Source organism: Flavobacterium chungangense LMG 26729 (assembly GCF_000735715.2).
GTDB lineage: Bacteria > Bacteroidota > Bacteroidia > Flavobacteriales > Flavobacteriaceae > Flavobacterium > Flavobacterium chungangense.
In genome coordinates, this window is sequence record NZ_JASY01000001.1 from 296,530 (window position 1) to 310,209 (window position 13,680).

Below are 13,680 nucleotides of genomic sequence, written 5' to 3' on the forward strand. Positions count from 1 at the left end.
ATTATTTAAGGCTTAATAAGAAATTATCACGATTTAATCCTGATGTATGATAATGCCAATTTAGCGTTACAACTTCATTAATAATTTTTTTAAGTGCATTAAAGTCACTTGGTTTTTTTATGTAAATATTTGCCCCTTCAATAAATGTATCTTCAATATCCTCATCAGAAGATGATGTTGAATAAATTGCAATTATAAGGTTTTTAAGGTGTTCTGTTTTTTTTATTTCGATCAAACATTCTTTACCTGTTTTTTTAGGCATGTTCAAATCCAAAAATAAAATATCAGGCAATTTAGTGTCCGGATTCATTAGATGTTCCATTAACTGTAAGCCATCGAAAACAAATTCGACATTGGTTTGTACTTTTACCTCTTCAAAAGCATCTTTAAAGAAAAGTCTATCGTCTTCGTCGTCATCAGCGAGTAAAATGTGTAATGCGTTTTTTTGCATTGATTAAAGGTATTTGGGTTTTATTTTAAATTTTCTCTTCGTTTTTTAATAATTCTCAGAAATGCCGAAGGGGTTATTCCGGTTGTGTTTTTAAATTGAGTACTTAAATGTGCAACACTTGAATAATTCAGTAAAAAAGCAATTTCGGTTAAACTCATTTCATTTACAATCATTAACTGTTTAGCTCTTTCAATTTTTTGAATGATTATAAAATTTTCAATAGATGAATAGGTTACTTCAGAAAATACATTTGATAAATAACCATAACTATGATTTAATTTGTCAGCCAAATAAGCAGAACTTTTAAAGTTATTATTATCATCTGTATAAACTAATTCAATAATTGCATCTTTTATTTTTTGAACCAGTACACTTTTTTGATTTTCTACTACTTCAAAACCAAAAGGACTTAAATCGTTTTTAAGGGCATCTAATGCTTCTGTACTAAGATTCTCTTCAAGTTCAATTTCTCCAAAACCTAAGGTAGAAAAATTTAAATTTTGCTCCTCCAGTTTTTCTTTGAGAAAAAGTGTGCAAATTGTATTAATATCAAATTTTATAAATAATTTCATTTTGTAAAAAAATATGGTTAAAGATAACTAATTTATTTGGTTTATAAAGTTAATTCAAGCATTTAGGAAATCTAAGACTTTAAAGTTTGAAAATCAAAAAAATACCGCCTAATTTAAGTTAGGCGGTATATTGCATATTTTGAGATGATTTATAAATCTGATACAATTTTATCCCATTCCTCTTTTGTTTTACCTAATTTTTGCTGGATTCTACCGTATATTTCATCTTCTTTTCCTTCTTCATACAGCAAATCATCATCAGTCAAATCAGCATATTTTTGTTTCAATCTTCCTTTGAACTCGTTCCAGTTTCCTTTTATTTCTGTTGTATTCATGGCTTTTATAATTTGAAAATTTATATAGTATAAAATTCAAAATTTCGCTCTTGGTTTGTGTTATATAAAATATTAAAACTATTTCATAATTCACATTTTTTCTTTTGTACAGAGTGCGTTTTGGGTTTTTTAAAAGAACAGGATTATTCTACATAATAAGTATAAGATGTTACATCAAATCAATGTTTTGGTAATACCAATTTAAATGTAATGTTGTAGTTTTGCCGTCAATTAAACTTAAAACCCCGATTTAATGAAAAAACAATTACTCATTCTATTAATTTTAATGACATCCTTTGCGAGTAAAGCGCAATCTTATTCAGGTTATTTTCATGATAATTATGCCGGTGTACAAAGTGTACTGTTTAACCCGGCGTCAATTGCCGATTCTCGTTTTAAGACCGATATCAATTTGTTTTCTGTCAGCACGGCTGTTAGTAATGATTTGTATGGTGTAAAACTTTTTGATGTTTTTAAAGACGGTTATGATTTTGACAGTCAATCAAAAATGACCTCCTCAAACGCGAACAATGCTCTTATCAATTTGGATATTATGGGGCCGTCATTTATGTTTAATATTGCTCCAAAACATACTTTGGCTCTTTTTACCAGAGCAAGATCTGTTACAAATCTTAGAGATGTTAATGGTAATCTTGTTGATCAGGTTAAAGATGGATTAGATCAGTCAAACAGTTTTAGTTTTAATGTTGGTAGTCCAAACGGAGCATCACATGCCTGGGGAGAATTAGGAATTTCCTATGCAGCGGTTCTTTTTCAAAAAAATCAGCATTTCTTAAAAGGAGGTTTAACTGCTAAATATTTGCAGGGTGTTGCAAATGGTTATATTCAGGGAAAAAATGCAAATGCAGTATTTATCGAAAACCCATTAGATCCTGAAAATAGTACTTTAATTACTAATGGAGAATTAAAAATTGGCGGAAGTCAGGATTGGGAAGCTAATGAGGATTATGAATTTGATATAAATTCAAGCGGAGTAGGCTTTGATTTTGGACTTGTATACGAATGGAGGCCGGATTATGAAAAATATGATCTAAGCAAGGCTAAACCTGCAGATAATAATTTTAGAGATTTAAATAAATATAAAATACGTTTCGGATTATCGGTTACGGATATTGGTTCTATAAATTATAAAAAATCAAAACAGGATATTTACGATATATCAGGTACTCTTACGCAGCAAATGATTGATGATACAGATAATTTATATGATCTGTTAAATGATCGTTATACAAAAACATCAACTTCAAAAGGAGTAAAAACAAATTTGCCTACAGCACTTCACGCAGATGTTGACTGGAATATACACAATAAATTCTATCTGAATCTTAATGGAGATATCAGTATGGTTTCAAACACAAAATTAAACGCAACCAGTATTGCTGACAGAGTAAGTTTAACTCCCCGTTATGAAAGCAGATGGTTTAGTTTTTATGTACCTGTTACCTGGATGGAATATAGCGGAACTCAGATAGGTACAGGATTGCGTGTAGGGACTTTCTTCGTTGGGTCTGGATCTGTTGTGTCTAATTTAGTTTCTAAAGAATCGAAAGCAGCTGATTTTTACGTTGGGCTTAAGCTTCCGGTTTATGAGAAGAAATTTAAAGATACGGATGGAGACGGAGTTATAGATAAAGAAGATGGGTGTAAAAAAATAGCGGGACCAATTGAAAATAATGGATGCCCATGGCCAGATACAGATGGTGATAAAGTTTTTGATAAAGATGATACTTGTCCTGAAATTGCAGGTCCTTTAGAAAATAAAGGATGTCCATGGAAAGATAGCGATGGAGATACATTATTAGATAATGTTGATGCATGTCCAACAGTTTCCGGTCCGGTTGAAAACAAAGGCTGTCCATGGCCGGATACAGACGGAGATACGATTTTAGATAAGGATGATGCCTGTCCGGATGTTGCGGGGTTAATTGAAAATAAAGGATGCCCGGTTTTAGATACTGATAAAGATGGAGTTGCTGATAATGCAGATGATTGTCCGCTAGTAGCAGGACCGGCAGAAAATAAAGGTTGTCCTGAAGTTAGCAAAGCTACTTTGGCACAATTGCAGGTTGAAGCAAAATCTATTTTCTTTACAACAGGTAAAGCTACATTAAGTGATGCTAAAAAAGTAGAAACTTCAGGAAGACTTGATGCTATCAAAGAAATTTTAAAAAATTATCCAAATGCTAAGTTTGCCATTTACGGACATACTGATAATGTAGGAAATGCTAAGGCAAATCAAAAGTTGTCTGAAGAAAGAGCAAAAATTATTATGGATGCCTTAATTGAAAAAGGAGTAAATCCGGCTAACTTAACCTCACAAGGATTTGGAGCTTCAAAACCGGTTAAACCTAATAATACAGCTGCCGGAAGAGCTGCAAACAGAAGAACTGAAATTGTTTATTTAGGTAATTTCTAATAACAGTTGAATATAAATACCAAAAGCCATTCTTAATTGAGTGGCTTTTTTTATTTTTGCATACTTTCAAAAAAGAATCATTCTTCATATTGGAAGAACTAAAAAATCACCAATGACCACACAACAACTACACGAACAAATACTTCAGAAGAAATCATTTTTATGCGTTGGATTAGATCCTGATCTGGATAAAATTCCGTCACATTTGTTAGAAACAGAAGACCCTATTTTTGAGTTCAATAAAGCGATAATTGATGCGACACATGATTTGACTGTAGGATATAAACCCAACACAGCTTTTTTTGAGGCCTATGGTATAAAAGGCTGGATATCGTTGCAAAAAACGATCAATTATATAAACGAAAACTTTCCGGAAATTTTTACTATTGCGGATGCAAAACGTGGCGATATTGGAAATACTTCCAGCATGTATGCAAAAGCTTTTTTTGAAGATTTGAATTTTGACAGCGTAACTGTTGCTCCATACATGGGAAAAGATTCTGTTGAGCCTTTTCTGGCTTTCGAAAATAAACATACTATAATGTTGGCTTTAACTTCAAATGAAGGTGCTTTTGATTTTCAAACTCTGACCGCCAATGGAAAAGAACTATATAAGCAAGTTTTGGAAACTTCTAAAACATGGAAAAATAGTCATAATTTAATGTATGTTGTGGGTGCAACCAAAGCTGAATACTTTGCAGAAATAAGAAAAATTGTTCCCGACAGTTTTTTATTAGTTCCGGGTATTGGAGCTCAGGGTGGAAGTTTGTCAGAAGTTTGCAAATACGGGATGAATGATAATGTAGGGTTATTGGTAAATTCTGCCAGAGCTATTATTTATGCTTCAAAAGGAAATGATTTTGCTGAAAAGGCGAGGGAAGAAGCATTGTCTGTTCAACAAGAAATGGAAGAGATTCTTAGTTCGATGTTTCAAGTTTAAAGTTCAGGTTGGCAGCTACACTTTGAACATAATTCTGCCACAGAGATTCACAAAGTTATACTAAGATAATTTTAAAATTGTTTTATAAAAAGCTTTGTCAACTTTAAATATGATAATCTCTCTAAAAAAACTTTGCGAATCTCTGTGGTAAAAATACTAATCAGAAACAAATCAAATGAAACAACTCAGAGATCAAATTGGTACGTTGCATTCTTTTGAAACACACCCAAAACGCATTATTTCGTTAGTACCATCCCAAACAGAATTGTTGTATGATTTAGGTTTGGAAGAAAAAATTACAGGAATAACTAAATTTTGCGTTCATCCCTATCATTTAAAAGCAACTAAGAAAATCGTTGGCGGAACTAAAAAAATCCATTTAGAGAAAATAAAATTATTAGAGCCAGATATTATCATTTGCAATAAAGAAGAAAACACAGAAGAAATTGTAAACCAATTAAGCAAAATATGTCCTGTTTGGGTTACAAATATTGTTTCTGTTGAAGATAATTTCCAAATGATTTCAGATTTTGGGCAGCTTTTTAATTGCAGGACCGAAGCTCAAAAGTGGAATGATAAATTGGCTTTCGCTTTAAGGGATTTCAAAAAATATGTCCAGGATATTTCTATTAAAAAAGCAGCATATTTTATTTGGAAAGATCCTTATATGGTTGCCGGTAATGATACTTATATAAATGAGCTATTAAAGTTAAATCATTTTAATAATATCTACGAAGATAAAGGACGTTATCCCGAAATAGAACTTAAAAAAATGCGACTGGAAGGTGATCCGGATGTTGTATTTCTTTCCTCAGAACCATATCCTTTCAAAGAAGAAGATGCTTTTGAAATAGGGCGCTTCACTCATCATGCCAAAACTATTTTTGTTGATGGTGAGATGTTTTCCTGGCACGGAAGCCGGTTATTAAAGGCTTTTCTATATTTTAAATTGCTTCAGGAAAGATTGAAAAATTAGTTTAAAGTTTTTCTTTGTTTCATGTTTCAAGTTGTTGGAGTGTAAATTTAACTACAAAGCACGCAAAGTTTATATCACACAGCTTTGCGTGCTTTGTGGTTAAATAGTGCAAAGTAAAGCAACTTCAAACATGAAACAAAATAAACCATATAGATATAAAAAAAGAATGCCGGCATCTCGAAGACGCCGGCATCATTTAACTAACCAAAACCAAAATAATAAATAACCAGTTTATTACATTACAAATGTCTGACATATATCTTTCTTTTGCTGTTAAGGTTTTGTTATTACTTTGTTGGACATAAGTTAAGATTTTTAAAACTGTTAACGGCTGCTAAGTTTTGCCTTTTCTTTAATAATATCAGCAATTTTTCTGTTTTCAATTTTGCTTTCCAGCCATGATATTATATCCAAATACAGAAAAGCTCTTTTTTCATACGTGTTTTTTTCTAATTCAATAAAACGTTCCCGCATTTTGATAAATTCCCTTTTAATATCGGCTGGATAGAAATTATTAAGGTTTCTCATGAATTTAATAATTTCCTTCTGAACTTCATGCAGGTCATTCATTTTTAGTAAAAACTTATAGGTGCTTTTGAGGTGATTCTCCAGATAGTAATCCTTGCCTAATTCATAATGTGCTATTAAGGACAGGAGTCTTGCAAAACACATCAAATCTTCGCGCATTGTCAGGTTTTTATTATTGATGATTTTATCTAAATAGTAAATCGAATCGTTGTATTTTTCATTTCCAAAATAGATAGATGCAATTTTGTAATAAAATAACATTTCATGATGTTCATCAAGATGTTCGTTGTGAATTTTTATTTTCTCTAAAATTTCAGGAATCAAATATTCGCTTTCGGCAAATGTACCTTCAAGAATATGATAGTTTAATTTATTATTATATACATACAGAAATGATAGTGATGCGATGTTATCGTTTGCAGGAAATTTATCATCATTAATTGTCTCTTCTAAAAGCGTTAGGTATTTCTTAAAATTCGATTTATATTTCAGCATATAAAGCGATTCTAAAAAGTAATGATTTCCCTTAAGAAAAAATACCGGATTTTGGTAAATCATATTTGGATTATCATAAAACAACCTGACCCATTTATATGCGTATTTATAGCTGGCAAGAAAATCCTGAACAAGAAAACTTCTCCATAAATTGGCATTGTAAAACCAATATTTTTCACGGAAACCAAACTTGCTTTCGTCAAGTTTAGAAATGTGCTTATTGAAATAATCATCAATATATTTATACTCCTCATCGCTTTTTACATAACCGGTCTTCAACATAATTCCATAAAGCTGTAATGATAAATTAGATAACTTACTGGAGATTGTATTTCGATAATTCAATTCCTTTGCCTGAATGACCAATTCATCTGCACGACCCTGAATACTTCGTGTAATATATTGGGATTCGATTAATTTTTCGAATTCAACAATTTCATAAGCCATTAATTTTTCATCGTTTTCAAGTGCAGTGATTTTAGTTTTATCCAGGATTTTCAAGCTCTGTTTGTATAATCCTTTATTGTATAGAATAACAGCAAAATCAATTTGTTCCCGCAATTGATAACGAATATTCTGGCTCGGAATATTCAAGCGAATACTAACTAAAATCTGTTTATATAAGTATGATTTTAAATTAGATAACTGAACTTTTTTGATAATGCCACTTTTAAGAATAAGCTTTTCATCGTAAGTTTCAGACTTATCCAAAATATTAAATAACTCAATGAATTTAGTATTCGAACTCGTTTCTAAACGGCTTGCAAAAATTTTAAACTGTCTTTTTTCGGATTTAGAAAGGGATTTAATCAGTACAAATAAGAAATCTTTTTGATGGTTAGCCATTGTAAAATATAATAATGTAACTTATTGATTTTTAATTGTTTAACTCGTTATAAATTGCGTTATGAACAGTATAATTTCATTAAAATGAATTTCATACTGAAGAAGTACAATATATATTTGTTTCAAGATGTGAAATTACATTAAATAAATGAATATGAATAGAGAGAAAGTTCAAATTTTTGACACCACTTTGCGTGATGGTGAACAGGTTCCAGGATGTAAGTTAGATACCAATCAAAAATTGGTTATTGCAGAAAGACTAGACAAAATGGGAGTTGATATCATTGAAGCAGGTTTTCCTGTGTCAAGTCCGGGCGATTTTTTATCGGTCTCTGAGATTTGTAAAATTGTAGAAAATGCAACCGTCTGCGGATTAACAAGAGCCGTAAAAAATGACATTGATGTTGCTGCAGCTGCCTTAAAGCATGCTAAGAAACCTAGAATCCATACCGGAATCGGAACTTCACAATCTCATATCCTCCATAAATTAAATACTACTCCGGAAGATATTATTGCCAGAGCAAAATATGCTGTATCACATGCAAAATCATATGTTGAAGATGTTGAATTCTACGCAGAAGATGCTGGTAGAACTGATAATGCTTTTTTAGCTAAAGTGTGCGAAGAAGTAATAAAATCAGGTGCAACCGTTTTAAATATTCCGGATACAACAGGATATTGTTTGCCTGAAGAATACGGAGCAAAAATAAAATACTTAAAAGAAAACGTTAAAGGAATAGAAAATGTAATTCTTTCTTGCCACTGTCATAATGATTTAGGAATGGCTACTGCAAATTCAATTTCAGGAGCTATAAATGGAGCACGACAAATAGAATGTACTATTAATGGTATTGGTGAGAGAGCAGGAAATACAGCACTTGAAGAGGTAGTGATGATTTTCAAACAACATCCTTACTTAAATTTAGATACAAATATCAATACAAGAGAATTGAACGAAATGAGTCGTTTGGTTTCTGAAAGTATGGGAATGATAGTTCAGCCAAATAAGGCAATTGTGGGAGCAAATGCTTTTGCTCACAGTTCTGGAATTCATCAGGATGGTGTGATCAAAAACAGAGCTACTTACGAAATTATGGATCCTTTGGATGTAGGTGTTAATGAGTCTTCCATTATTTTGACTGCAAGAAGCGGAAGAGCTGCTTTAGCATACCGAGCTAAAAAAGTAGGTTATGAACTTACGAAAGTGCAATTGGATATCGTATATGTTGAATTCTTAAAATTTGCAGATATTAAAAAAGAAGTTTTAGACGAAGATATTCATCAGATTATTGAAGCTTCCAAGATTCAGGGAGATTTAATTAGAAGTTAATTTAGAAAAAACAGATTTTAAATACATAAAGAACGAGGCATTATGAATTTGAAAATAGCAGTTTTACCAGGAGACGGAATAGGGCCGGAGGTAATTGCACAAGCCAAAAAAGCGTTGTATGCAATTGGCGAAGTGTATAATCATGAATTTGTTTTCGAAGAAGCTCTCATGGGAGCAATTGCTATTGATAAAACAGGAAAACCGCTTCCTGAACAAACACTGAATCTTTGTTTAAATACTGATGCTGTTTTGTTTGGAGCTATTGGTGATCCAAAATATGATAATAATCCAAATGCTAAAGTTCGTCCTGAGCAAGGGTTGTTGAAGCTACGCAAAGAATTAGGGTTGTTTGCAAACATCCGACCAATTAAACCTTATAAGTCATTAATTGACGCATCTCCTTTAAAAAGAGAAATTATAGAAGGAGCTGATTTTACTATTTTCAGAGAATTAACAGGCGGTGCTTATTTTGGAGCAAAAACATTAAATGAAGAAGGAACACATGCTTCGGATTTATGTGAATATTCGGAAGAAGAAATTGCCAGAATTGCACATCTTGCTTTTAAATCGGCGCAAAACCGTCGTAAAAAGTTAACAATGGTGGATAAAGCAAACGTTTTGGAAACCTCAAGGTTGTGGAGAAAAGTTGTTCAGAAAGTTGGTGAAGAATATAAAGATGTTATACTGGACTTTTTGTTTGTGGATAATGCGGCAATGCAACTGATTTTAAATCCAAAACAATTTGATGTGATTTTGACAGAAAATTTATTTGGAGATATTTTGTCTGATGAAGCAAGTGTAATTACAGGATCAATCGGTTTGTTAGCTTCGGCTTCTTTAGGTGAAAAAAATGCGCTTTTTGAGCCAATTCACGGTTCGTATCCTCAGGTAAAAGGGAAAAATATTGCCAATCCAATAGCTTCTATTTTGTCGGCAGCAATGTTGTTAGAGCATTTTGGACTATTTAAAGAAGCAAATGTAATTTATAAAGCAGTTGAAAAGGCAATTGAATTTAAGGTAGTTACAATAGATTTAAAAGCAGATTCAAAATTTGGAACTAATGAAGTAGGGGAGTTTGTGTCAAACTTTATTTTCAGTAAAGATGATTTGCTCTATTTTAATAATGATAACGTTCATATCGGGCAATCTACGATTGTTTAATATTTTTTGTTAAATGTTGCAATAATTAACAACAAGTGTTTGAAATGTTGAGATTTTATTTTTTTTTGTCCTATTAGTTTTTGTACTTTTGTGGCATCAAAAAAATAAATGATGCAAATCTCAATTATTATTACTTCTGTCATTGTTGTCAATGTGTATAGCACATCTGCATCGGGAATGGTATAAATATAATTGAAAAATATATATTATAACCTCCCACTTAGTTGGGAGGTTTTTTTTAGGAATAAAATTAGAAATACAAATATTACAAATGGAATTAAACAAGTACAGCAAAACAATCACGCAAGATGAAACTCAACCAGCTTCACAAGCAATGTTCTACGGAATTGGTTTGACAGAAGAGGATCTTAAAAAAGCGCAGGTAGGAATTGTGAGTATGGGCTACGACGGAAACCCGTGTAACATGCACTTAAATGACCTGGCTAAAGATATTAAGAAAGGGGTCTGGGATGCTGATTTGGTCGGTTTGATTTTTAATACTATTGGTGTTAGTGATGGTATTTCTAATGGTAATGACGGGATGCGTTTTTCTTTAGTTTCTCGCGATGTTATTGCTGATTCTATTGAAACTGTAATGGGTGCACAATGGTATGATGGTATGATTGCTGTTCCGGGTTGTGATAAAAATATGCCGGGAGCTTTAATGGCTATGGGTAGAGTAAATCGTCCTTCTATTATGGTTTATGGAGGATCCATCCATCCGGGGAAATGGAAAGGTGAGGATTTGAATATAGTTTCTGCTTTTGAAGCTTTAGGTAAAAAAATAAGTAACAAAATTACTCCGGAAGATTTCAAAGGTGTAATTCAAAATGCTTGTCCGGGCGCAGGTGCTTGTGGTGGAATGTACACAGCGAATACAATGTCATCTGCAATTGAAGCGTTAGGAATGAGTTTACCTTATAGTTCTTCTAATCCTGCTTTAAGTCCTGAAAAGAAACAAGAGTGTGTTGATGCAGGTAAAGCTATCAGAATATTATTAGAAAAAGATATCAAACCTAGAGATATCATGACTCGTAAAGCATTTGAAAATGCAATTACGATGGTAGCTGTTTTAGGTGGTTCTACAAATGCTGTTATGCATTTAATTGCAATGGCGCACTCAGTAGGTATTGAATTGACATTAAAAGATTTCCAGGATATTAGTGATAAAACACCATTATTAGCTGACTTGAAACCAAGTGGTAAATACTTAATGGAAGATTTACACAATGTTGGTGGTGTTCCGGGAGTAATGAAATATTTATTAAAAGAAGGTTTTTTACATGGTGATTGTTTAACTGTAACAGGGAAAACAATAGCAGAGAATTTAGCTTCTGTTCCTGACTTACATGATGGACAACAAGTAGTTTTTGAAATAGCAAAAGCATTAAAATCAACCGGAAATATTCAGATTCTATACGGAAACATAGCAACAGAAGGTTGCGTAGCTAAAATTAGCGGCAAAGAAGGTGAGTTTTTTGAAGGTACAGCTGTTGTTTTTGAAGGTGAAAAAGATGTAATCAGAGGAATACAGGCTGGTGAAGTTAAACCTGGAAACGTGGTAATTATTCGTTATTGTGGTCCAAAAGGCGGTCCTGGTATGTCTGAAATGCTAAAGCCAACATCTGCCATTATGGGAGCTGGTTTAGGAAATTCAGTAGCATTAATTACTGATGGACGTTTCTCCGGAGGTTCGCACGGTTTCGTGGTAGGTCACGTTACTCCGGAAGCTTATGAAGGTGGTGGAATCGCATTGATAGAAAATGGAGATGTGATTACAATTGATGCTGTGAAAAACACCATTGATATGAAAATTTCCGATGAAGAATTGGCAAATCGTAAAGCCAATTGGAAAAGACCAGAGTCGCCGATCAAACAAGGAGTTTTACTTAAATATATGCGTTCGGTCTCCAGTGCCTCAGAGGGATGTGTTACGGACAAATAACATAAAATTTAATACGATAAATGAATATTAAAAAAAATATAGGTCTGTTACTTTTGCCCGCTTTAGTTTTTTCACAAAATGCTAAAATCGAAAAGTTTAAAAAGTCTTACAATGTTGAAACTGTCAAAAATGGATATTCTATTTTAAGAGATAAAGACGATTTTAATAAAGTAAAAATTGCAGATCAAAATGGAGAAATAGTCAGTTCTTATACAGGAAATGAATTGTATCTCGGAACTTTAAATTGTAATAAATATTTTACCGGAATTGCTGTACATGGCGGGAATGATGGTGGTGGATGGACTCATGTTGATTATAAAGAAGTTAAAGTGAGAGATATAACCGATTCAAAATCTGTTCAAAGTTTGGATTATTATTTTTATTCATTTTATGATACAGATGAATTCGGTTTACATAGAATTTTCTATGACAAAAATCAAATAGGACTGGTCAATTCTTGTGGTAAAATTGTAGTTGCTCCAAAGTATAAATACATTAAAAAGTTTAACGAGCAGGGGCAGGCAATCGTTTTTACAGAAAATGAATACACGGTCATTGACACTTTGGGTAATGCTGTTTTACAAAAACCTTTCAAATATGTTAGAAACGATTTTAATGGTTCTACGTTTGCATTCGATCAGAATTTCAAGGTAAATGACAACAGGATAGTAGCTACCTATGACACTAAGAATTACGGATTATTAGATATAAAAACAAACAAAGAAATTCTTCCATTTAAATATGATTTTATAGAAGAAAAGAAAAAAGAATTAGGTATTGATTTAGAAAAGTTTTATGTTGTATACAAAGATAAAAAGATAGGAATTCTTGATTACAAAACACTTAAGGAGGTTTTGCCAGTATCAGAAAATGCGACCTACGTTATGTATGCCGGAGCGAAAAATGATAAATATCTAGTTTTGTATTCAGGAGAAATAAATGGCAAAAGATTTGAAAATGCCTATTACGGGAAAACGCTTTTTGATCCTAAATTAGATATTAAAGCAGTTAAGATTTATAATGACAGATTTATTACGCTGCATTTAGGTAATGGAGATTCAATGATTTATGATGTTGATAAATCAAAATTTATTTCTACCATAAAAGGGCAGTTAGTAAAAGTTGGCATATATTCTCAGTCTTTCGGTTTGCCAGATAATAAAAAGCAAAATAGATATGACAAAAGTGAAAATTTCTTTCTGGTAACTACATGTGAAAATAGTGATTGTTATAATGAACCATCTATACGTAGTGCGCTTTTTAGTACAGACGGAATTGCTAAAACAAGTTTTTTAAAAGACCCAAGTTTTGCAATAATTCAAATTGATAAACAACAGGAGAAACTTCTTTTTTTGGTAAATCACAGAATTGGCAGTTCACTCGGTTGTAGTTTATTTGATAATAATGGAAAACCTGTATTAGAAAATTTTAAAATTTTTGATACTGATAAAGAGTACAACTTTATAGTAGATAATAATTTACTGGTATTAAATGAAGAAAGTGATCCCTTTGTCTACGGAAAAACAACTTTTGATATTGATGGAAAAATGATTGGTGAACGTTATATGTACATAAGCAATCCATCGAGAAAAGCGGCGGTAAAAACTGAAACTAAAGAACAAACAGAATCTCAAAAAAACAATAGATTTCTAAAAAAATAAATT

Annotated in this window: 11 protein-coding genes; 7 read left to right on the top strand and 4 right to left on the bottom strand. The window is 32.2% G+C overall.

The window, feature by feature from the left end; all coding sequences use genetic code 11:
• Position 1: 1 nt before the first annotated feature.
• From JE46_RS01240 to JE46_RS01250, 3 genes are all read right to left on the bottom strand, one after another.
• Positions 2-451: a response regulator gene (locus JE46_RS01240; protein ID WP_031453433.1), complete on the bottom strand. Its 450-nt coding sequence runs from the start codon at positions 449-451 to the stop codon at positions 2-4.
• 20 nt (positions 452-471) lie between these two features.
• Positions 472-1,023 carry a helix-turn-helix domain-containing protein gene (locus tag JE46_RS01245; protein ID WP_031453434.1) on the bottom strand — a complete coding sequence of 184 codons (552 nt, stop codon included), beginning with the start codon at positions 1,021-1,023 and terminating at the stop codon, positions 472-474.
• 149 nt (positions 1,024-1,172) lie between these two features.
• Positions 1,173-1,358 carry a CsbD family protein gene (locus JE46_RS01250; protein WP_031453435.1) on the bottom strand — a complete coding sequence of 62 codons (186 nt, stop codon included), beginning with the start codon at positions 1,356-1,358 and terminating at the stop codon, positions 1,173-1,175.
• Between the two features lie 253 nt (positions 1,359-1,611).
• Between JE46_RS01250 and JE46_RS01255 the strand changes: the two genes are divergently transcribed.
• The 3 genes from JE46_RS01255 (at position 1,612) to JE46_RS01265 (ending at position 5,711) form a co-directional block, all read left to right on the top strand.
• The gene (locus JE46_RS01255) at positions 1,612-3,795 is read left to right on the top strand and encodes a DUF5723 family protein (protein ID WP_031453436.1); all 2,184 of its coding nucleotides are present in this window, start codon (positions 1,612-1,614) and stop codon (positions 3,793-3,795) included.
• A 112-nt stretch (positions 3,796-3,907) separates the two neighbouring features.
• Positions 3,908-4,735, top strand: a complete 828-nt coding sequence (pyrF, locus tag JE46_RS01260; RefSeq protein WP_031453437.1) for an orotidine-5'-phosphate decarboxylase — start codon at positions 3,908-3,910, stop codon at positions 4,733-4,735.
• Between the two features lie 175 nt (positions 4,736-4,910).
• Positions 4,911-5,711, top strand: coding sequence for an ABC transporter substrate-binding protein (locus tag JE46_RS01265; RefSeq protein ID WP_031453438.1), 801 nt, complete (start codon positions 4,911-4,913; stop codon positions 5,709-5,711).
• Positions 5,712-6,035: 324 nt separating this feature from the next.
• On the opposite strand, the gene JE46_RS01270 is transcribed toward JE46_RS01265, so the two are convergent.
• Complete coding sequence (locus JE46_RS01270) at positions 6,036-7,580, bottom strand: hypothetical protein (RefSeq protein ID WP_031453439.1); 1,545 nt, start codon at positions 7,578-7,580, stop codon at positions 6,036-6,038.
• A 154-nt stretch (positions 7,581-7,734) separates the two neighbouring features.
• Here JE46_RS01270 and JE46_RS01275 point away from each other — a divergent pair, with 154 nt between their 5' ends.
• The 4 genes from JE46_RS01275 (at position 7,735) to JE46_RS01290 (ending at position 13,677) form a co-directional block, all read left to right on the top strand.
• On the top strand, positions 7,735-8,910 hold the full coding sequence (locus JE46_RS01275; RefSeq protein WP_055726139.1) for a 2-isopropylmalate synthase: 1,176 nt from the start codon (positions 7,735-7,737) through the stop codon (positions 8,908-8,910).
• Positions 8,911-8,952: 42 nt separating this feature from the next.
• Positions 8,953-10,071, top strand: a complete 1,119-nt coding sequence (leuB, locus tag JE46_RS01280) for a 3-isopropylmalate dehydrogenase (RefSeq protein ID WP_031453441.1) — start codon at positions 8,953-8,955, stop codon at positions 10,069-10,071.
• 271 nt (positions 10,072-10,342) lie between these two features.
• Entirely contained in the window at positions 10,343-12,016 is a 1,674-nt protein-coding gene (ilvD, locus tag JE46_RS01285; protein ID WP_031453442.1) for a dihydroxy-acid dehydratase, read from the top strand.
• 20 nt (positions 12,017-12,036) lie between these two features.
• A complete protein-coding gene (locus JE46_RS01290; RefSeq protein ID WP_031453443.1) occupies positions 12,037-13,677 on the top strand; it encodes a WG repeat-containing protein in 1,641 nt (546 codons plus the stop codon).
• Positions 13,678-13,680 lie beyond the last annotated feature (3 nt).

Excerpts from the sequence above, each read along its gene's own strand:
- JE46_RS01240 (WP_031453433.1), bottom strand. The coding sequence starts at position 451 with ATGCAAAAAAACGCATTACACATTTTACTCGCTGATGACGACGAAGAC.
- JE46_RS01245 (WP_031453434.1), bottom strand. The coding sequence starts at position 1,023 with ATGAAATTATTTATAAAATTTGATATTAATACAATTTGCACACTTTTT.
- JE46_RS01250 (WP_031453435.1), bottom strand. The coding sequence starts at position 1,358 with ATGAATACAACAGAAATAAAAGGAAACTGGAACGAGTTCAAAGGAAGA.
- JE46_RS01255 (WP_031453436.1), top strand. The coding sequence starts at position 1,612 with ATGAAAAAACAATTACTCATTCTATTAATTTTAATGACATCCTTTGCG.
- pyrF (WP_031453437.1), top strand. The coding sequence starts at position 3,908 with ATGACCACACAACAACTACACGAACAAATACTTCAGAAGAAATCATTT.
- JE46_RS01265 (WP_031453438.1), top strand. The coding sequence starts at position 4,911 with ATGAAACAACTCAGAGATCAAATTGGTACGTTGCATTCTTTTGAAACA.
- JE46_RS01270 (WP_031453439.1), bottom strand. The coding sequence starts at position 7,580 with ATGGCTAACCATCAAAAAGATTTCTTATTTGTACTGATTAAATCCCTT.
- JE46_RS01275 (WP_055726139.1), top strand. The coding sequence starts at position 7,735 with ATGAATAGAGAGAAAGTTCAAATTTTTGACACCACTTTGCGTGATGGT.
- leuB (WP_031453441.1), top strand. The coding sequence starts at position 8,953 with ATGAATTTGAAAATAGCAGTTTTACCAGGAGACGGAATAGGGCCGGAG.
- ilvD (WP_031453442.1), top strand. The coding sequence starts at position 10,343 with ATGGAATTAAACAAGTACAGCAAAACAATCACGCAAGATGAAACTCAA.
- JE46_RS01290 (WP_031453443.1), top strand. The coding sequence starts at position 12,037 with ATGAATATTAAAAAAAATATAGGTCTGTTACTTTTGCCCGCTTTAGTT.